Here is a 19,414-nt window from a genome sequence, read left to right on the forward strand (position 1 = left end):
AATTTTTATTGCTGCTAAAATTAACCTCAATGACCTTTGCTCTCATACTAATTTCCACTCACTCGTTTCACATTGCTTATATCTGGCACGAAATACTGGGTTTTCCCCCCAATCCATGGGAATTGCGTGGCTGCTTTTCCTTTGTAGATAGTGCTCCCAGCAGGAACAGTCCAGTGTGCCTGTTTTGTCATACCATTCCAGCTTGGTCTAAGCGCTAACCCCATTCGATTCAGAAAGGTTGAACCTGATAATTCTGAAGCATCTGTCATGTAACGCCCTTTGGCGAATGCATTTGTATTATCGTAAAACCTAGTCAAGATCTTGGATTCAGCTAGTGTGACTTCAGAGTACCTTCCGAACCTGAATGTGCTTGCGACATCGTCTGCTAGTGCACCTTTGGAGCCTGGCAATCTTGCCAGTGCCACATCCGTTATATCACCACCAGAACCAGCAATAAACACAAGTCCTGTCGCTTCAGCGCCAATATAAGCTGCTAATCCTCCGCCAGTTAATATCACTGCGCCAGCAAATGCTGCCTGACCAGATCCATCCTGAACTGCTTTTGCCATTGCAGGATCTGACATGTGAGGTGTTCCACCGCCCCAACCTTCAAAACCGTTATTCGCAGTCTCTGTGCCGTTAAACCCTGCGGGTATCGATGAAGGATCACCATATTGATCAGTCCACATGGCGTTTTTCGCGCCTTGGCTGCCAACATTATTGATTTTGAAATCAACTTCCAATGTTGTTTTCTTGTCTAACTGGAAACTCGCAGTGTAGTTATTCCCCCCATTACTGGTCACTTTCGCTTCTGATTTTTTCTTTCCAGAACCGCCACTGCCCGCATCAAAAGACACTGAACAACCAATCGCATCATTACCCTTGATACGGGTGCCTGTGGAACAATACCCTGTCGGATCTGTCCCTGCCAGCGGGTTGTTCATGATGTACGAGTACGGGTTCACGCTCTGGGTTGAGGTGGGGCTCTGAATTAGCGGATCGACACTCAAGAAGCGGCCGAGGTTGTAATCGTACACCCGCCCGTTCATGTGAACGCATACAAGCTATGATAAGTTTATACTCAACTTGCGTTGGCTGATATCATGTTGTTTTAATCTGGTAACGTTATCACGGACTATGACAGAGCAAGAAACTGAAATTGAAACCCAAGCGGTCGCCCATGCGAAAGCAAATCGCACTCGGATAGCACGAGAACTCACCGATTTAGGCAAATTTCCAGCTGATCAACAGCCTGTGTCTATTTTTATGTGTGGCTCTCCTGGTGCTGGCAAAACTGAAGCTTCAAAAGCGTTCCTTGAAATGTTTGATGAAACGGGAATTATTAGGCTTGACCCTGATGAGCTAAGAGTCTTTTTCCAAGAGTACACGGGTGAAAATTCATACCTATTTCAGAAAGCTGTCAGCCTTATTGTTGAACGAACCCTCGACAGGATTTTCAAGAACGATCAAAGTTTTATCTTAGATGGTACTTTTTCAAACTTGGATATCGCTTGCAAAAACATCGATCGCTCACTAAAACGAAATCGAGCCGTACTCATCATCTTCGTTTATCAAGAGCCTATGCTAGCGTGGGAGTTTGTCCAGGCAAGAGAAAAGCTTGAAGGAAGGCGCATTTTGCCCACTACGTTTATCGATCAATTCTTAAATTCGCAAGAGGTGGTCCGGCAAGTCAAAGCCAAATATGGCGCAGCCATCAAGATAGATCTACTGATAAAGAACAATGATGGTAGCACTCGTATCTACCATGACAACATCACGGCTGTTGAACATCATATTAAGAAAGAATACTCTCGCGCAGAATTAATAAGACTGTTAAACTTGCCATCTGAGCCTATTTTTTAGGCTGTTTTATGTGAGAAGCCTATGTCGACCAATGCAGCTAAAAATAATGTTACCACGTCCAAACTTTCAGCCTTTGTCATGAGCGCAAGTTCAGCAGAGAAAAAGCGTGTGTATACTCAGGTTATTAAGAAAGCGACTGAATCACAGAATAAGATGATTATTGAAGCCAAGTCCATGGCAGTATAATTCATTGGTTCTGAGAAAAAGCCCCGTTAGGGGCTTTTTCATTTATCCTATTTTTTGTAAAATCCTCAATACGCCTCACACTTCACTCCCCCTCCCGTGCCGCTGGGTGCGTGTCTTGATAGACTTCCTTTAGCTTACCTATAGTTACATGGGCATAGACTTGCGTTGTCGAAATATCCGCATGACCTAGCTGCTCTTGAATATAGCGAATGTCGGCGCCATTTTCTAACATCGCGGTAGCGGTGGTGTGCCGATACAAATTACATGCACCAGGTTTATCGACGCCAGCTCGCCGCACGTATTTAGATACCAAAGCCGTAAGCTGCCTATCGGCAAATGCGAGGCCATCATTATTCAAAAATAACACTGAACCTGATGCAAATATGGCAAGGCTGGGGCGAACATCATTAACGTACCGCATAACCCACTGGCATGCACGTTTTGCGATCGGAATAATTCTGTCTTTCTTGCCTTTACCTTGTTCTATTCGTAAAACAAAATCCCCAACATCGATGTCATTTAGCTTTAAACGCCCCAATTCGGCTCTGCGGATCCCCGTAGCATAATAAGTTTCTAAAATCGCACGATCACGCAGACCGATATCACCATGCAATGCCGTTTGCTTAAAAATGGCCTCTATCTCTGTGGCAACAAGAAACCCTTTTGGAAGCTTTCGGGGTAACCTCGGAAGCTTAAAACGAACAGTCGGATCGTCTCTGAGATAACTTAGCTCAAACATCCGCACCAGAAAAACTTTCATAGCAGTGAGCTTATTGCGTCGAGTGGCGACATCCAATGATTTGCCAGAATAAGGTATTCGATAAGCGCGTACCCAATGCCTGTAGCTCTCTAAGTGATCATCCTGAACATCATTCAATTGAGTCAGCTTATGAGCCTCACACCAACGTAGAAAACAATGTAAGGCCGATGTTTTACCCTCTACGGTGCGTAAACTCTGCTCTCGACCAAGGCAATCATTTAAATAAATATCAACTGCATCAATGAGGGATACTGGAGGTTTTAACATGTTTCACCTCGATAGCACTGTTGTGCTAAAAAGCAGAGATACCTGATATCAATATCTACGGCTCCCGCTGTATCTGGAAGATAAATGAGGCGACAATTTATTCCTAGTTGGCTTAAGCTCTCAGCCAATAGGCCCATTTCATCCGCTTGGATATCCTCCTCTGGATTAATAGCAATGACTACTCGTATAACACCAGCTTGATGCAACAAAGTACTGTGGCTCTCTATGGATACCGCCCCACAAACAGCAATCACATTGCTCACTCCTGCATTAAATAGCTTTAAAGCAACAAAAGGCGATACGCACAGTATGATGTTTAAGCAATCAGCTAAGATTTTCTGATTAAAAAATGTAGCCGTTGAATTTAATTGCAATATTCTGCTACAGCCTTTTCGCATATACGGCGAGATCCGATATGCGAAGGCATTTACGCATTGCCCTGAAGCATTAAAAACAGGAAAGACTAACGCCCCTCTGAACCGCTCTCGACCATTAGGCTTTAGCCAGCCATATCGCTGTAACACGCCTCGAATGATTTCAGTTTGCCCGCTTTGCTCTTTAGGTAAGATATTGACCAGTGTTCTATCAACAAAACCGATCCGAAAATGCTCAAGGGTTTCAAGCCGAAGGGTACAGCAATAACGCATTACGTAGTCGAGTGCTTTTGGTGTCAGGTTCAATCTGGTGTGATAGTAATTAATGAGATATTCAACATAACTCATTTCCTGTTCTGAACTAATTAGACAAGAGGAAAATTGATGCAAGTTGGTCTGTAAGCTACTCATCTCACACCTCCTTAGTCAAGCTATGTAATTTACGCATTGAGCCGCCAGATAATTCGATACGGTGGGCACGATGAATAATCCTATCTAAAATGGCATCAGCCATCGTTGGCTCACCGAGGTATTCATGCCATTTATTAACCGGTAGCTGAGAGGTGATAATCAGTGAGCGACAACCATTTCGTTCTTCAATCACCTCTAATAAGTCCTGCCTTCCTCTGGCATTAACCGTTGCGATCCCCCAATCATCGAGTATGAGCAGCTTAGCCTTAGACAGCTGCATCCTAAGCTTAGGTAATGAGCCATCGCGATGAGCAATATCAAGCTCCTCAAGTAGTAAGGGAAAACGCTTGTAGATCACCGAATGTCCAAGTCGAATGGCGAGATTACCAAAGGCACACGCCAGCCAGGTTTTACCGACTCCCGTTGCGCCCGTAATTAATAGGTATTGATTTCGCTGTAGCCAATCACCATTTTTTAATGAAGCGATATAGCTGCGATCTAACCCTCGCGGGGCGTGGTAATCAATGTCTTCAATGCAGGCTGCGGCCACTTTAAGTCTAGCCGCCTTGAGTAATCGCTCTTGTTTACGCTGAGTACGTTGATGTACCTCAGCATCTAGCAGGTAACTTAATTTGTCTTCGAATGACAAATCACGCATATCAGGACTTTCAAGCAGGTTAACGAAGGCATCAGCAATACCCCGTAAACCTAACGCCTGACATTCATCGATAATTAATTGCCTATTCATGAGAGCTTCCTCCCTTCGCATAATACTCTGGGCCACGTACATTCACATGCAACGGCAACTGGCCTTGTTTGGGTTCAGCCGGCTCATGGCGCTGGTCAATATTGCATTGAAGAATAGAACGCACGCTGCTGATAGTGAGCGACTGGATTTCACAAGCACACTGGCAAGCAGACTCTAAGCGCTGTGGTTCATAATGACGAGCAAGGCTTTGCAACTGACTACAAGCACGGCACCCCACAATTGAGTGTTCAGGCCTGCCCTCAAATTGATGCATAGCCACAGCATAGGTATTGGCACCTATGGCGCTTGCCCAAGTAAGGTAGTGAGTACTGGATTGCTGCGCATAAGCGCGGTGACTTTGAGGTCTATGCTCATCAATTGTTGAATGACCATCAGCGCCATACTGGCGTACATGCCATGCAACCCGACGATTTTGATAGAAAAACTCAACTTTATTATCGGTAACCCGCGCCTCCAACTTACAACCAACATATTGAAAAGGTACTGAATAAGCATGTTGTAACACATACACATGATAATCCGATGGCACCTTTTGCGCCGTAATCCATTGTGCCGATTCATAAGCATCTGTAGGCAGTGACTGTAAAACAGGTTTGTCGAGTTCCTCAAAGCGGCTCAACCTAGATCCAGTGAGTCGCTTAAATGAACGCCGATTTAGGGCATTTAATAACTCTGGTATGGCTTCATTGATTTCAGCAAGACTAAAAAACCGTCTTCGACGTAACACTACCGTTATCCAGCGTGTCACTTGCAGCACCCCAAGCTCAGCCAGAGATTTATCTTGCGGCTTTCGCCCCTGGCAGGCTCAATCACACAATTATAATGCTTAGCTAACTCGAGGAAATTCCGGTTTAACACCGGAAACCTTCCTGGTGTTATCACCGCAGCTTTTAAGTTATCTGGCACTAAGACCTGTGGCACGCCACCAAAAAACTGCAACATCTTAACCGTTGCTTGAGTAAAGTCGCTGCTGCATTGAGAGCGACACGCACACGCAAAGGTATATTGTGAACACCCCAATACCCCCACATAAATTTGTGCTTGATGCGCTTGACCAGAATGAGGGTCTATCCAAGGAATAGTTCGCCCTGCATAATCAATAAAAACACACTCTCCAGCGTAATGAACTTGCCGCATCGATATATCAAGTTGTCGAATGAACAGACGGTAATAGTGGGTAAACTGGGAGTATGCGTAAGCATCAGCAGGGGAAATGAGTCGATACTCCTCCCACAGCTGCATCAATGTCTGGTGCTTGGCTTGCATCATCTTATGGATAACACCCCAGTCGGGGAGCCGCTTAGCATCATTTAAGCGAGGTTGATGGGATTTAGTAAAAAGGGTTAATAGCTGTTTATCGTCTAATAACGATATTTGGGACCATGTTTTATCAACGTTTGGTACTCGCCTCCGGTAACGCCTAACCGTATTGGCTGATACCTTCATCAAACGACCAATATAACGATTAGAGTACCCAGTGGTTAAAATAAGCCTCAACGTCTCTCTTAACGTATTTGCTAACATAATAGTTATCCTCAACATTGCTTCTAACATGCAAGGCATAAGGACACCTAAACCACAAAATCTAAGCCTTGTGATTTGACAAATAGGGTCTGGGAAGCAATACTGAAGTTGTCGAGGAGTTCAAATTTCGACAGCTTCATAAAGCCCCGATGAGTTCCAGCTCAGCGGGGTTTTGCTTTTATACCTTGCGCGAATAATCTGCCTTATTTCATTGTCTTTTTCTCCTCCTGCTGGTGACTTTCACTCTGTAAACGCTGCTCTGCCAGCCAGTACGCCACATCTTTAACTAACGCAAACTTGCCCCGCCGATTAGGTATCGTAAATACATGCACAGGTACTGTTCCCCTATTAATGGCTTGCCGTAATGCATCGATAGAACGATAGCCTAAAGCCTCTTTAAGCTTCTCACTCTGCAACATAGGCGCACCATAAAACTCAAGCAGATCTTTCTCCAACGCTTGGGATAAGGATTGCAAATCGGTGGATGGGGTTACGTTGGTCATAATCAACTCTCAATTTGGCTATACAGGCTGTGACTAAATAAGTATAGATAATGAAATTAAAGCAACATAAGGCTATGTTTAAGGTGAAAGGACCCTAAATTAGCCGCTATTAAAAACAGCAACCACTTATTTTTCATAGGGATAGTATTATGGCAAGAATATTTTCAACGTTCATTGCAAACTGTGCCAAATTGCCATGTATACCTTTGCTGATTACAAAGCGCTACCTTACTTTGTAAGATCGCTGGCAACTCGCTATTGGGTTGAACATATAAAATGTGCACTAAATGTCACAACGGCCTACGGCATTAGAAATGTGTTGCATAAGCACAAAGCGGGGGGAGAGCAGAGGAACATCAATAATCTTTCTCATTTTTTTGACCATAAACTAAAAGGCCAACCTGTCGCCTATGAATCCAAAGTTGACAGTATTAACGCAGTCATTCCTGGCTCGAAATATATACTCATTCATCCCTTTTGGCAGTTACTGCACCAAACAGATTTAAGCAACGCTGCCATTGCAGCCCTACTGGAACAATTTCCAAAACAGATCCGTGATAGGTTATTTACGGAAAACCGTTATGGCAAACTCACCCGAAGAAAACGTCAGCCAAAAAGCCCTATTGATCCAGAGACACTCGACAGCTCATTGGACGCCTTAACCGTCTGGCTGTGCTTACTCATTGAGCAATTTAACGCAGGTAGAAAATATGGACTGAGTAGTAAGTACAACATTCGAGCCTTTAAGAGTTTTTTTCGGTTATTTAGCACCCCAGCCCTAACTCATCTGGCCGTCGAGATTTATCCATTGATATACCGACAACTACGAATATCCATGACACTGAATAGCTTGCCAACAAGGTTAGCGCAGGATGACGAGACATCACCAATATCCCTGCCACTCTTCTGGCAAGCATTGGCCACTTCACAGATAACAGGGCTCATTGAGTGCTACACCTTTGTCGTTAACCTAGCCACTCAGATCCAACTCATCAGTGCAGAACCGTATCAGAGGATCGCATTACTATACGCATTGAACCATACCAATTTCTTAGCACTAGGCTGTGAACTTGAAGCCTTGGAGCGCATGCCAAATCTTTCCCTTACTTATTTAGCTGAAATCAGCCGTATATCAACTTATCTAAAGACCCCATAACCTACAACTGCTTGGGCACTTATCACAGCAGACTGAGCAGTTAAAAACAGCAGCGTCCAGCAGTTGAATTCAGTAGAAGTGAGCAATCTAGCCAGCGCCATCATTTGATGGCGCTGCACCAAACTGCGCCCCCTGCTGGCAGAGGCTGACAATCTCTACTGGCAACGATGGCTCAGGCTGCTGGTCACATTGCTTAGTTTCAGGCAAGAAAAAGCCCCAAGCAAATGGGGCTGATTTGTACAAAGTGCTATGGCTGTCCGACTACTCTAATATGGCTTTTCACTTTCTTGATTGATCTGAGCAATTATTAATCCCTTAGTAACATGGTCATCTTTATAGAATAAGATCAACTCATTAATTAAGTCAGGGTACTGTTTTATAACTATCCTCGTTGCAAGTTTAGGTATAGGCTCATCATATTCACCATCCCCCTTCGGCATAAACTAAACAATAGCTTAACGTCGAATTCATAAGATTGAACAAGTAAGCTCCTGAGCAGCATCACTTTTATATGGTTCGACCCTTGCACATTATCACGGTCACTTAATATATACTCAATGTATGCACTTCTAATCATTGATGGGGTGTATTTTACAACCAAGTCGTAAGCAGTCTTATTCAAATTAACGAATAGTATCATCAAGATAAATACAACAACTACAAGTGTAACTTTCTTTATCAAACTCACTGGAATTTTCCTCTCAACCTATCTACCTGTGCAGAAGCTCCCATTAACTCCCTCTGTTTATTGATATCAAATTCACCATGTGTCCTAATAAAATTCCCCTTCATGTTAAACCTCTGCTGCAAATTTCCCAGCAACTGTTCAGCAGCGCCAACTTGATTTTTAGAAAGTGCACGTGTTGAATAATTCCCTAAGAAAGCTATTCCTACATTTCCTTGATTATGTCCCTTCACATGAGCGCCCGCATATTCAAGAGATCTTCCTTCATAAATGGTGCCATCTTCAGATATCATAAAATGGTAACCAACATCAGCATTATTGTACGCTTGGGTCAATCCGACAAGATCTCCAGCTTGCCTCATTAAGGTCACAATCCCTTCATTTGCTCTATGCATATCTTCAACGTCAGTCGGGGTAGTTGCATCACCAGTGTGATGCAGTGTTACCATGTTGTAATCACTAACATTCTTATCTAAATTAGATTCATCCACGGGAATTGTCGAATAGCTATCTTTAGACTTAGTTTTATAAGGGTTTTTTGATGCATATTCCTTTATATTATTAGATAAAGGATTCCCTCCATCCTGCTTGGAAATTTGCTTTAGCCCTCCTAAATCAGAAACCTTCGCCATGGCCCCTTGTATGGCTTGATGTCCAGCGTTGCCATTACTTTTAGTGATGTACATATTGCCTTGACTGTCTTTACCTACAGTACCGACAACTTTACCGCCTTCCGTAATATCTGAAGATTCACCTTCGCCTAAACTGTCAGCACAACCTTCAACCGAATCTTTAGTTGAACAATACCCTGTAGGATCTGTTCCTGCCAGCGGGTTGTTCATTATGTAGCTGTAGGGATTCACGCTCTGGGTCGATGTCGGGCTCTGGATCAGCGGATCCACACTCAGAAAACGTCCAAGGTTGTAATCATACACCTGGCCGTTCATGTGAATGAGCTGCTGCTCGTTCAAATGCTCATGGTCGGTAAAGCCGCGGCGGTTTTTGTTGGTAATGTCTAAATCTTGCAAACGTGATAATAACGTATTGTTATTCAGTATATCCGTTCGATGACTACTACCCAATGCGGCTGTTCGACCAAATGGGTCAAAATAACGCTGACTGACGATATGGCCGTTTTGGTCTGCCATGGTCGTAGCGCTGCCAAGGCGGTCTCTTAAGGTAAACTGCAACAAATGGCTACGCTGCGGTGTGTAACTTAATACCGCGATATCATCAATATAGGCACGCCAACTGCCATCATTGTCTGATTCATAATACTTATCAACATAATAAGTGGTGGTATTGTCAGAGCTGCGCGTTTGTTTGGCACGCATACCGTCACTACCATAAACAAAACTCGTGGTCACATCATTGCGCGAAACTGAAATAGGTTTGTCCAGTGCATTGTACAGCATGGTTAAGCTATCACCCGCGAGCAAGTTACCTCGTTTATCGTATTGAAAACTGACACTACTGCCATTCATTTTACTGAGTTTACACAGGGCATTAGGGCCTGCATTCTGACTCGCCGCACAACTGCCGCTGCCGCCATATTGATAAGCACTTGAGCTGTCGTAGCCAAACAAAGTTATCCCCTGGTTAGGGTTTTATGACCAAAGCCGTTGTAGCTCGCGACGATTCTATTCGTGTTAGCATCTTGTATGACCAAGGGACGACCAGCGCCATCATAGGCAAAACGATTGCTGCCATCTTGGGTATCGACGGTTTCATAGAGCCAGCCTTGACTGCCATAAGTGCGTGACATGCTGCGTCTGCCTGGTCTGTCGAGTTCATCAAAATTACTAAAACAGGTCAATATGTTCAACAAACAGATAGGGCTAATAATATAAAGCCCCAACAAGCAATGCTTGTTGGGGCTTAAATTTGATTGCTTATTACGCTAACAAGTCAATCAATGTGCTCGAGGATGCGAGCGAAGCTTTTGGAGGTACTTGGACTGCAAAACAATCCTAAAAAGTGTCAACAAAAACCATCTACGGGAATGAATAAATGTAGACGAGTATTGACTGCTCTGCCTAACTTTTTAAACAAAATTTAACCCTTTTTAGGGAGTATTTTAAAATTCAAATACTTACTAAAGATAGTGGCAGCTTATGATGATTAAAAACCATCACGGCTGCACTATCGAAATACTATATCTCGTAATGCAATCCACATTCACGCTTCATACCATTAAAACGGGTTTCTTCTTCAGTCATCCCAAGCTCTAATGGCTTACTTGAATGGGTATCACCAACCGACACATACCCTTGTTCCCATAATGGGTGATACGGTAAAGCGTGGGCAGTTAAATACTCATGCACATCTTTATTAGTCCATTCAATAATCGGCAATAACTTATAGCGATTACCGTGAATAGCTAAAATAGGCAATGCTTCACGCGTACCAGCTTGGGTGCGACGTAAACCCGCAAACCAGGTGCCCACGTTAAGTTCAGCCAAAGCACGTTGCATAGGTTCCACTTTATTGATGCGATTATATTGCTCAAGTCCGGCTAAATCTTGCTCCCACAACTTACCAAAACGCGCTTCTTGCCATGCTGCGGTTTGATCTGCGCGATAAACTTGCAAATTTAAGTCTAAACGCTCGGTTAACTGATCAATAAACTGATAAGTTTCAGGGAACAAGTAACCGGTATCAGTCAAAATGACCGGAATATCGGCTTGAACCTGGCTGACTAAATGCAACATTACCGCCGCTTGAATACCAAAGCTAGAGGATAAAGCATGCTCGCCAGGCAAAAATGCCAGCCCCCATGCCACACGCTCTGCTGCGGTTAAAGCAGATAAAAACTGATTTATCTTTGCCAGTTCAGCTTGCTGAACCTCTTTAGGTTGGCTGAGCAATTCAACTAATTGCTCAGGTCCTATAGAGAAATTACCCATGAAAATCCTTAGCGGCGTCTAGTACCGCCTTTACGACACCAATACGTACCGTAAAGTTACCAAAGGTCTCGCCCGCATCACGCTCAACAGCGTAACGGCCAAACAAACCATCCAACTCAGCTAAAATTTCAGCTTCTTGAATGTTTTCTTTGTGCATTTTGTTTAAACGGGTACCTTCAAAACTGGCGCCTAAATACAAGTTATAACGACCAGGTGCTTTACCCACTAAACCAATTTCAGCCGCAAAAGGACGCGCACAGCCGTTTGGACAACCCGTCATACGCACTACAATAGCTTGTTCGCCAATACCATGCTTTTGCTGTAATGCATCAATATGGTCAATAAATGCTGGGAAATAACGCTCAGCCTCAGCCATCGCTAGGGCACACGTTGGTAATGCCACACACGCAATAGAATGACCACGAGTTGCCGATAACACTTCGCCTAATAACCCGTGCTTACGGGCTAAACCTTCAATTTCGGCTTTATCTTCAACCGCGACACTGGCAATAATCATATTTTGATTAGAAGTCATGCGGAAGTCGCCTTTGTGGATCTTAGCGATTTCACGTAACCCTGTTTGTAATGTTTTACCTGGCATATCTTTAATGCGGCCACTTTCGATAAACAAGGTTAAGTGCCACTTGTTATCAATACCTTCAACCCAACCATAACGATCGCCACGATCGCCGATAACGACATCACGTTTAGGTTCGAATTTGATACCGGTGCGCTTTTCAACTTCAGCTTTAAATGCATCATAGCCGTGATCAACTATGGTGTATTTAAGGCGTGAACGCTTACGGTTAACACGGTTACCCCAGTCACGTTGCACTGTCATTACAGCTTCAGCAAATTTAATCACGTCAGCGGTTTTGATATAGCCAAAGTCATCGGCTAAACGCGGGAAGGTTTCCACTTCACCGTGGGTTGACCCCATACCGCCACCCGCGACTAAGTTAAAGCCGATTAGCTCACCATTTTCTTCAATGGCAATAAAGCCTAGGTCATTGGTGTAAACGTCAACGTCATTATCTGGCGGCACTGACACAGCCATTTTAAATTTGCGTGGTAAATAGGTTTGGCCGTAAACCGGTTCAATGGTCTCAGTGTCTAGTAGCTTTTCTTCATCTAACCAAATTTCGGCATAGGCACGAGTATGCGGCAATAAATGGTCAGATAGCTCTTTAGCCACAGCATAAGCTTGTTGGTGCAGCTTAGACTGAACCAGGTTTGGGTTACACATTACGTTACGGTTTACGTCACCACATGCTGCAATAGAGTCAAGGGCAGCTCTGTCTAACCCTTGGATCAAGGTTTTTAGATTACGCTTTGGAATGCCGTGGTACTGAAACGTTTGGCGCGTCGTTAAACGAATACTGTTTGAAGTCGTTAAGGTTGATGAAATTTTATCAACATCTAACCATTGTGCTGGCGAACAAATACCGCCCGGTACACGGGCACGCAGCATGAAGCTATATAAAGGTTCCAGCTTTTGCTCTTTACGTTCGTTACGTAAATCACGGTCGTCTTGTTGGTAAAAACCGTGGAACTTAATTAACTGCTGATCGCCATCACTAAACGATCCCGTCACTTGGGTATCTAAACCCTCTTGAATGGTACCGCGTAAATAATCACTGTCGATTTTTAGGTATTCGTTTACTGCTAATTTTTGCTCATCACTCATGAAGACAGCCTCTTAATTCTATGTGGGCTAAAGCGTTCATCGCTTAAGTTTTACTGACTTAGCGATTAATAACCTAGCACGACAATAATCTTGCTTAATCGCTTAGCTGCGGCATTGCTATTGACTCATCGGGTCGCAATGCATACTTGCAGCTAAGCCTAATTCTGATACTGATGTTATAAGGTTAGTACACGTCTTTCTGATAACGCTTGTTACTGCGTAAATCTTCTAAATACGCTTCAGCTGCATCAGCTGTTAGCCCACCTTGCGATACTACAACGCCAACAAGGGCTTGATGTACATCTTTGGCCATACGCTCAGCATCACCACAGATGTAAACATGGGCACCATTTTGCAACCATTGCCATACATGCTCAGCTTGCTGGGTAATACGATGTTGTACATAAACTTTATCAGCTTGATCACGTGAAAACGCCACATCTAAACGGCTTAAATCGCCACTTTTTAAATACTGCTGCCATTCAACTTGGTATAAGAAATCTTGTTCAAAGTGTGGGTTACCGAAAAATAACCAGCTGTCTCCCGTGACGCCGTCAGCAGCACGCTGTTGCATAAAGGCACGGAATGGCGCAACACCGGTTCCTGGCCCAACCATGATCACTGGGGTGTCTGGGTTTTCAGGTAAACGGAAATGATTATTCGGTTCAACATACACGTTAACTGCTTGGCCTTCTTGTGCTGATGCTAAGAAATGAGAAGCTCCACCAAATCGTGCATGACCTTGACGCTCATCTTCAACCAATGCAACCGTTAAGTGCACCTCAGTTTCCACTTCTGCCTGGCTAGAAGCAATTGAATATAAACGCGGTGTTAATGGGCGCAATACTTCAACTAGCTGGCTTGCTGTAACGTTAGCTGGGTATCTGCTAACTAAATCAGCTAACTGATTTGCAAGCACAAACTGACGCGTTTGCTCTTTATCTTCACTTAATGCTAATAGCTCAGCACTGCCGCTAAACTCAGCCCAAGCTTTTACTAAACCAGGATATAACTGGGTTAGCTCTTTTTTATCTGTTAAGGCATCAACAAGGCTTAAGGTTTCTTTACCTACGATGACTTGATCATCTGCAGATAAACCTAAACCTGAAATAATTTCATTGACTAATAAGGTGTTATTACTAAACCAAATACCTAATGCATCACCCACTTGATATGAAATACCCGATTCACCTAGGTCAATCTCAACATGGCGTACATCTCGGTCAGAATCACGTCCGGTTAGCTTTTGGCTCACTAAAACTTCAGCGGTATACGGTTTTTGCTTAGTAAACTCGCTGTTGCCAGTTTGGGCCTGAGACAAGGATACTACGTTAGCCCCAACACTTTGGATATGAGGTTTAACGGCTTCAACTACACTGTCTTGCCAATCTGACGCAGCTTGTTCGTAATCAACATCACATTCAGCCAATGGCAATAATTGTTTTGCGCCTAATGCGGCAAAACGAGTATCAAAATCTTTACCTGTTTGGCAGTAAAATTCGTAGCTTGAATCACCCAGTGCCAGCACTGAATAATGTAAATTATCCAATTTAGGGGCGCGCTTTGAGGCTAAAAACTTATGCAGCTCCATTGCATCATCTGGTGCTTCGCCTTCACCATGAGTACTCACGACTGCTAGCAATAAGGTTTCTTGCTTCAATTGACGAACATTATACTCGCCCATTGAGGCTAAATTAACCGCGTAACCTTGCGCCTGTGCTTTAGCCGCTAATTCAGTTGCGACACCTCGGCCATTGCCAGTTTGACTACCATAAAGAATAGTCACTGTTTGGCTAGCATTGACTGTGGTTGCGCCGGTAACTTGGCCCTGGCTGTCGTTAGCGTTAGCAGTTGCAGCTAAATAGCCACTTACCCAGGCAAGTTGGACAGCAGATAACTCAGAAGTGAGTTGTTTTAGCTGAGTAACTTGTCCTTGTGACAAAGGTGAAGCGAATGAAGATAGTTCGTTTAACAACATAAGACGGCCTTATAACAGTGTAATGTGGGTAAGCTTACTCCTGTCCGTTAAAAGCAAAAAAGAATAAAAGATAATTTTTTATTCCATTTAGGAATATGCAAAGTGGTTTTTTTAGGCTACAAAAGTGTGTGTTAGTTAAAAGTTTTTAATTTCCCTTAATTAAAACAGCATTAATTAACCCTGTAGCACTTGTTTGATTGAGATGTGTACAGCAAGCTAAGGAGCTGGATTAACAATTGGTTATCTATCAAGTTAATTGTTCTCTGCATAAAACAATAAACCGATCCCCAAAAGGAATCGTCATAGAGAACTATTGATGTTTATCAATTAACATCAATGCCAGCCAAAGTACGATCAATTTGTTGATCACGACCGTCAACAAATAATCATGTGAAAATATGATGCTATTTGGCAGGGGGAGCCTTATCGCATTTTACTCATTAACCATCAGGGAACAGTCATGCAGATTGGAATACCGAGAGAAAGTATTACAGGCGAAACGCGCGCAGCTGCGACGCCAGCCACAGTGGTACAACTAAAAAAGCTCGGCTTTAGTGTGGCCATAGAAGCGGATGTAGGTAAATTATCAAGTTTTGATGATGCCGCATTTGAGCACGCTGGTGCCGAAATTGTAGAAAATGCATACCAAGCTGACTTTGTTTTTAAAGTTAATGCACCTACAGACGATGAAATTGACAAAATGAAGCCCGGGCACAACTCTTGTCAGTTTTATTTGGCCGGCTCAAAATCCTGATTTAGTTGAGAAATTAGCTCAGAAAAAAATCACCGTGATGGCAATGGACATGGTGCCGCGTATTTCACGGGCACAGTCACTAGATGCACTATCATCTATGGCCAATATTGGTGGTTACCGAGCAGTAATTGAAGCCGCCCATGAATTTGGTCGTTTCTTTACCGGTCAAATCACAGCTGCTGGTAAAGTACCACCAGCCAAAGTGTTAGTCATTGGTGCAGGCGTTGCTGGCCTTGCAGCCATTGGTGCTGCGGGATCACTCGGCGCAATAGTCCGTGCCTTTGATACCCGTTTGGAAGTGGCCGAGCAAATTGAATCTATGGGCGGTCAATTCTTAAAACTAGAATTTGAAAATACCGAAGGCGGTTCATCTGACGGTTACGCTAAAGTGATGTCAGACGAGTTTATTGCTGCTGAAATGGCATTATTTGCCGAACAAGCAAAAGATGTCGACATTATTATTACTACCGCGCTTATTCCTGGCCGCCCTGCACCAAAGCTTATCACCAAAGAAATGGTAGATAGCATGAAGTCAGGCTCAGTAATCGTCGATTTGGCAGCCGCCACTGGCGGTAACTGTGAATATACAGTGACTGGGGAAAAGTTTGTCTCCGATAACGGCGTGAAAGTCCTAGGTTACACTGACCTGCCCGGCGACTGCCGGCGCAATCATCTCAACTTTATGGCACTAACCTTGTTAACTTGATGAAGTTAATGTGTAAAGCCAAAGACGGCAATGCCGTATTAGATTTTGATGATGTGGTAATGCGTAATATGACGGTGACCCGTGACGGTGAAATCACCTTCCCACCACCGGCCATTTCAGTATCAGCAGCACCAGCCAAACCGGCCGCTGCACCTGTTGCCAAAAATGTTGAACCCAAAGCCCCTTCCAAGCTTAAGTACGTTTTAGGCCTTGCGGGTATTGCGGCATTTGGCGCAATAGCCACTGTGGCACCCTCGGAGTTTTTATCACACTTTACGGTATTTATACTGTCGTGTGTGGTCGGCTACTACGTGGTATGGAACGTGTCTCATTCATTACACACACCATTAATGTCAGTGACAAATGCTATTTCTGGCATCATTGTAGTCGGGGCTTTATTGCAAATTGGCCAAGGTTCTACACTGGTCACTGTGCTGTCATTTATCGCCGTGTTAATTGCAAGTATTAACATTTTTGGTGGTTTTACCGTCACTCAGCGCATGCTGAAAATGTTCCGTAAAGATTAAGGGGAATTATCGTGTCAGAAGGACTGGTAACAGCATCATATATTGTCGCTGCGGTATTCTTTATTTTGAGCCTTGCGGGGCTTTCAAAACAAGAAACGGCTAAAAACGGCAATTTATTTGGTATCATCGGGATGGTCATTGCGCTTGGCGCAACCATTCTAAACCCAAGCACCACAGGCATAGTGTGGATTATTTTAGCTATGGTCATTGGCGGCGCTATTGGCGTTCGCTTAGCACTTAAAGTTGAAATGACCGAAATGCCTGAACTGGTTGCAATTCTGCACAGTTTTGTGGGTATGGCTGCGGTATTAGTGGGTTATAACAGTTTCATTGATTTACACCCACAAGCCATTAACGAAATTGTAGTGACATTAGGTAATGACTTAGACACTACGCTTGCCACTGCTGAAGCGGCGTTTGCTCAGGCAAATCAAGCACAACAGCACAGCAAACACTTAACCGGCGCAATGCTTAATATTCACCTTGTAGAAGTATTCTTAGGGGTATTTATTGGTGCAGTGACCTTTACTGGTTCTGTGGTGGCATTTGCTAAACTACGTGGACTGCTGCCATCAAAAGCGCTCACTTTGCCCCATCGCCATAAGATGAACTTATTAGCTGTGATTGTGTCATTAGTGTTAATGGTGCAATTTGTGCAAACGGGTGGTGCCATTACCCCAATATTGATTATGACGCTAATTGCTTTTGCCTTTGGTTGGCATTTAGTCGCCTCGATTGGCGGCGCTGACATGCCGGTTGTGGTGTCCATGCTGAACTCATATTCAGGCTGGGCAGCCGCTGCTGCAGGTTTCATGCTATCAAACGACTTGCTGATTATTGTTGGCGCATTGGTTGGTTCATCGGGTGCAATTCTGTCTTACATTATGTGTAAAGCGATGAATCGCTCGTTTATTTCTGTTATTGCTGGGGGATTTGGTAATGACGCTGTCGCCACCAGTGGTGATGAAGAAGTAGGTGAATACCGTGAAACCAATGCTGAAGATGTCGCTGATATGTTGAGAAACTCGCAGTCAGTTATCATCACTCCTGGCTATGGTATGGCGGTTGCGCAAGCACAATATCCTGTTGCTGAAATAACCCGTAAACTACGTGATTTAGGCATCAAGGTACGCTTTGGTATTCACCCTGTTGCTGGGCGTTTACCAGGCCACATGAACGTATTATTAGCTGAAGCCAAAGTGCCGTACGATATCGTATTAGAAATGGATGAGATCAATGAAGATTTTACCAGTACTGATACCGTATTAGTGATTGGTGCCAATGACACGGTTAATCCTGCGGCCATGGAAGATCCAAACAGCCCAATTGCTGGCATGCCGGTACTGGAAGTATGGAAAGCGCAAAACGTGATTGGCTTTAAGCGTTCAATGAACACAGGTTATGCCAGGGTGCAAAATCCGCTGTTTTTTAAAGACAATACCCAAATGCTATTTGGTGATGCAAAAGACAGCGTAGAAGCAATTCTAAAAGCGCTTTAACGCCCTCGCTTTGCAATACAAAAATACCAGCCAACAGGCTGGTATTTTTTTATATTAATCACCTGTAACAGTGATACTGTTAACGTTTAAATCAACGTAGTAAAAACTCAAAACGATATAAATCACACCTTTATGATCACGTCATTTACTGCGTTTATGGCCTTTAGTCCCAGCGCTTGGTATGACGACTATGCGATTAATCAAAAAATGACCCACTTTGTTAAAAACAAAACAAACTTACCCCCGCTGTTTCTATCGGTAGCGAATGAACAAGGTATGGGCGTGACCGAACTGGTCGACGTGCTTAATACCCAAGCCCCAAAACCATGGCAAGTGGGGTTTTCAACTTTTCCTAACGAAACCCATTACAGCACCGCAATGCCAGCAATACTCTCTGGGCTGGCCTTTCTCGCTCCCGGTTATTATACCGATTTGGATCCATTACTTGAGATAAAAACCTATCAGGAAGTGTTTGACCATTTTGAAGCAAAAAAGTCACAATGGGCAGGATTTAGGTTTGAGTGGATGCAATCTTACAATTTAATAAAGTATCTATTTATATCAAAGCAGACCGATAAAATTGATGAAATTCTTATTGATGCCAATAAACGATTTCCTGAATCATACTCTGAATTGTGTATAGGCTTTGCTAAAGGGTTTATAAAAAAACAACAACCCAAAGTGGCATTAAAAGTATTAAATTCAGCGGCAAAAGAAGGCATAAACTGTGCCGACTGGCATCAGCAAATCAGTTTATCTTATACCGGTTTAGGCAAAACGGACTTAGCGAAAAAGCATAAGCTAGCAAGCTGGGAGTTTTGGGAGTTAAAACGCTGAAGCGTGAAATGAGTCTACTAAT

18 protein-coding genes and 2 pseudogenes are annotated in these 19,414 nt (G+C 43.7%); 6 read left to right on the forward strand and 14 right to left on the reverse strand.

The genetic code is table 11. The annotated features are described in order from the left end of the window. Positions 1-47: 47 nt before the first annotated feature. Together L0B17_RS16785 and L0B17_RS16790 are read right to left on the reverse strand one after the other, a co-directional pair. A complete protein-coding gene (locus L0B17_RS16785) occupies positions 48-944 on the reverse strand; it encodes a hypothetical protein (protein ID WP_235089957.1) in 897 nt (298 codons plus the stop codon). A gap of 24 nt (positions 945-968) precedes the next feature. Beyond that, a pseudogene (locus tag L0B17_RS16790) lies at positions 969-1,049 on the reverse strand (RHS repeat-associated core domain-containing protein); the annotation flags it as partial. Positions 1,050-1,137: 88 nt separating this feature from the next. Here L0B17_RS16790 and L0B17_RS16795 point away from each other — a divergent pair. Then, the gene (locus L0B17_RS16795; protein ID WP_235086394.1) at positions 1,138-1,863 is read left to right on the forward strand and encodes a zeta toxin family protein; all 726 of its coding nucleotides are present in this window, start codon (positions 1,138-1,140) and stop codon (positions 1,861-1,863) included. A 21-nt stretch (positions 1,864-1,884) separates the two neighbouring features. Further along, positions 1,885-2,049 (forward strand): hypothetical protein, encoded by a 165-nt coding sequence (locus tag L0B17_RS16800; protein WP_235085898.1) that lies wholly within the window; start codon positions 1,885-1,887, stop codon positions 2,047-2,049. An 82-nt stretch (positions 2,050-2,131) separates the two neighbouring features. Here the strand turns inward: L0B17_RS16800 and L0B17_RS16805 are convergent, their stop codons facing one another. The 6 genes from L0B17_RS16805 to L0B17_RS16830 form a co-directional block, all read right to left on the reverse strand. Next, positions 2,132-3,076 (reverse strand): tyrosine-type recombinase/integrase, encoded by a 945-nt coding sequence (locus tag L0B17_RS16805; protein ID WP_235086396.1) that lies wholly within the window; start codon positions 3,074-3,076, stop codon positions 2,132-2,134. Further along, positions 3,070-3,861 (reverse strand): hypothetical protein, encoded by a 792-nt coding sequence (locus L0B17_RS16810; RefSeq protein WP_235086397.1) that lies wholly within the window; start codon positions 3,859-3,861, stop codon positions 3,070-3,072. Before L0B17_RS16810 ends, L0B17_RS16805 begins: the two co-directional genes overlap by 7 nt. 1 nt (position 3,862) lies before the next feature. Continuing rightward, positions 3,863-4,609: an IS21-like element helper ATPase IstB gene (gene istB, locus L0B17_RS16815; RefSeq protein WP_235086399.1), complete on the reverse strand. Its 747-nt coding sequence runs from the start codon at positions 4,607-4,609 to the stop codon at positions 3,863-3,865. Beyond that, positions 4,602-5,378, reverse strand: a complete 777-nt coding sequence (locus tag L0B17_RS16820; protein WP_235086401.1) for a Mu transposase domain-containing protein — start codon at positions 5,376-5,378, stop codon at positions 4,602-4,604. Before L0B17_RS16820 ends, istB begins: the two co-directional genes overlap by 8 nt. Further along, positions 5,375-6,154, reverse strand: a complete 780-nt coding sequence (locus L0B17_RS16825; RefSeq protein ID WP_235086403.1) for a hypothetical protein — start codon at positions 6,152-6,154, stop codon at positions 5,375-5,377. Before L0B17_RS16825 ends, L0B17_RS16820 begins: the two co-directional genes overlap by 4 nt. A 203-nt stretch (positions 6,155-6,357) precedes the next feature. After that, positions 6,358-6,657: a hypothetical protein gene (locus L0B17_RS16830; RefSeq protein ID WP_235086405.1), complete on the reverse strand. Its 300-nt coding sequence runs from the start codon at positions 6,655-6,657 to the stop codon at positions 6,358-6,360. A gap of 196 nt (positions 6,658-6,853) precedes the next feature. On the opposite strand from L0B17_RS16830, the gene L0B17_RS16835 reads away from it, so the two are divergent. Continuing rightward, on the forward strand, positions 6,854-7,813 hold the full coding sequence (locus L0B17_RS16835) for a hypothetical protein (protein WP_235086406.1): 960 nt from the start codon (positions 6,854-6,856) through the stop codon (positions 7,811-7,813). Between the two features lie 87 nt (positions 7,814-7,900). On the opposite strand, the gene L0B17_RS16840 is transcribed toward L0B17_RS16835, so the two are convergent. From L0B17_RS16840 to L0B17_RS16865, 6 genes are all read right to left on the reverse strand, one after another. Beyond that, on the reverse strand, positions 7,901-8,056 hold the full coding sequence (locus L0B17_RS16840) for a hypothetical protein (protein WP_235086408.1): 156 nt from the start codon (positions 8,054-8,056) through the stop codon (positions 7,901-7,903). A 441-nt stretch (positions 8,057-8,497) separates the two neighbouring features. After that, positions 8,498-10,084, reverse strand: coding sequence for an N-acetylmuramoyl-L-alanine amidase (locus tag L0B17_RS16845; protein WP_235086410.1), 1,587 nt, complete (start codon positions 10,082-10,084; stop codon positions 8,498-8,500). Between the two features lie 2 nt (positions 10,085-10,086). Next, complete coding sequence (locus L0B17_RS16850; protein ID WP_235086412.1) at positions 10,087-10,263, reverse strand: hypothetical protein; 177 nt, start codon at positions 10,261-10,263, stop codon at positions 10,087-10,089. Between the two features lie 388 nt (positions 10,264-10,651). Next, positions 10,652-11,404, reverse strand: a complete 753-nt coding sequence (locus L0B17_RS16855; protein ID WP_235086413.1) for a phosphoadenylyl-sulfate reductase — start codon at positions 11,402-11,404, stop codon at positions 10,652-10,654. Next, the gene (cysI, locus tag L0B17_RS16860; protein WP_235086415.1) at positions 11,397-13,091 is read right to left on the reverse strand and encodes an assimilatory sulfite reductase (NADPH) hemoprotein subunit; all 1,695 of its coding nucleotides are present in this window, start codon (positions 13,089-13,091) and stop codon (positions 11,397-11,399) included. The genes L0B17_RS16855 and cysI overlap by 8 nt, the downstream gene beginning before the upstream one ends. 184 nt (positions 13,092-13,275) lie before the next feature. Continuing rightward, positions 13,276-15,069: an assimilatory sulfite reductase (NADPH) flavoprotein subunit gene (locus L0B17_RS16865; RefSeq protein ID WP_235086416.1), complete on the reverse strand. Its 1,794-nt coding sequence runs from the start codon at positions 15,067-15,069 to the stop codon at positions 13,276-13,278. A 460-nt stretch (positions 15,070-15,529) separates the two neighbouring features. Here L0B17_RS16865 and L0B17_RS16870 point away from each other — a divergent pair. From L0B17_RS16870 to L0B17_RS16880, 3 genes and pseudogenes are all read left to right on the forward strand, one after another. Continuing rightward, positions 15,530-17,056, forward strand: a pseudogene (locus L0B17_RS16870) (Re/Si-specific NAD(P)(+) transhydrogenase subunit alpha). 11 nt (positions 17,057-17,067) lie between these two features. Further along, positions 17,068-18,555 carry a Re/Si-specific NAD(P)(+) transhydrogenase subunit beta gene (pntB, locus tag L0B17_RS16875; protein WP_235086418.1) on the forward strand — a complete coding sequence of 496 codons (1,488 nt, stop codon included), beginning with the start codon at positions 17,068-17,070 and terminating at the stop codon, positions 18,553-18,555. A gap of 132 nt (positions 18,556-18,687) precedes the next feature. Continuing rightward, positions 18,688-19,392, forward strand: a complete 705-nt coding sequence (locus L0B17_RS16880) for a hypothetical protein (RefSeq protein ID WP_235086420.1) — start codon at positions 18,688-18,690, stop codon at positions 19,390-19,392. Positions 19,393-19,414: the final 22 nt, after the last annotated feature.

Origin of the sequence: Shewanella sp. OMA3-2, from assembly GCF_021513195.1 — a bacterium.
Lineage (GTDB): Bacteria > Pseudomonadota > Gammaproteobacteria > Enterobacterales > Shewanellaceae > Shewanella.

Coding starts and splice junctions, on each gene's coding strand:
- L0B17_RS16785 (WP_235089957.1), bottom strand. CDS start 944: ATGAACAACCCGCTGGCAGGGACAGATCCGACAGGGTATTGTTCCACA.
- L0B17_RS16795 (WP_235086394.1), top strand. CDS start 1,138: ATGACAGAGCAAGAAACTGAAATTGAAACCCAAGCGGTCGCCCATGCG.
- L0B17_RS16800 (WP_235085898.1), top strand. CDS start 1,885: ATGTCGACCAATGCAGCTAAAAATAATGTTACCACGTCCAAACTTTCA.
- L0B17_RS16805 (WP_235086396.1), bottom strand. CDS start 3,076: ATGTTAAAACCTCCAGTATCCCTCATTGATGCAGTTGATATTTATTTA.
- L0B17_RS16810 (WP_235086397.1), bottom strand. CDS start 3,861: ATGAGTAGCTTACAGACCAACTTGCATCAATTTTCCTCTTGTCTAATT.
- istB (WP_235086399.1), bottom strand. CDS start 4,609: ATGAATAGGCAATTAATTATCGATGAATGTCAGGCGTTAGGTTTACGG.
- L0B17_RS16825 (WP_235086403.1), bottom strand. CDS start 6,154: ATGTTAGCAAATACGTTAAGAGAGACGTTGAGGCTTATTTTAACCACT.
- L0B17_RS16830 (WP_235086405.1), bottom strand. CDS start 6,657: ATGACCAACGTAACCCCATCCACCGATTTGCAATCCTTATCCCAAGCG.
- L0B17_RS16835 (WP_235086406.1), top strand. CDS start 6,854: ATGTATACCTTTGCTGATTACAAAGCGCTACCTTACTTTGTAAGATCG.
- L0B17_RS16850 (WP_235086412.1), bottom strand. CDS start 10,263: ATGTCACGCACTTATGGCAGTCAAGGCTGGCTCTATGAAACCGTCGAT.
- L0B17_RS16855 (WP_235086413.1), bottom strand. CDS start 11,404: ATGGGTAATTTCTCTATAGGACCTGAGCAATTAGTTGAATTGCTCAGC.
- cysI (WP_235086415.1), bottom strand. CDS start 13,091: ATGAGTGATGAGCAAAAATTAGCAGTAAACGAATACCTAAAAATCGAC.
- L0B17_RS16865 (WP_235086416.1), bottom strand. CDS start 15,069: ATGTTGTTAAACGAACTATCTTCATTCGCTTCACCTTTGTCACAAGGA.
- L0B17_RS16880 (WP_235086420.1), top strand. CDS start 18,688: ATGATCACGTCATTTACTGCGTTTATGGCCTTTAGTCCCAGCGCTTGG.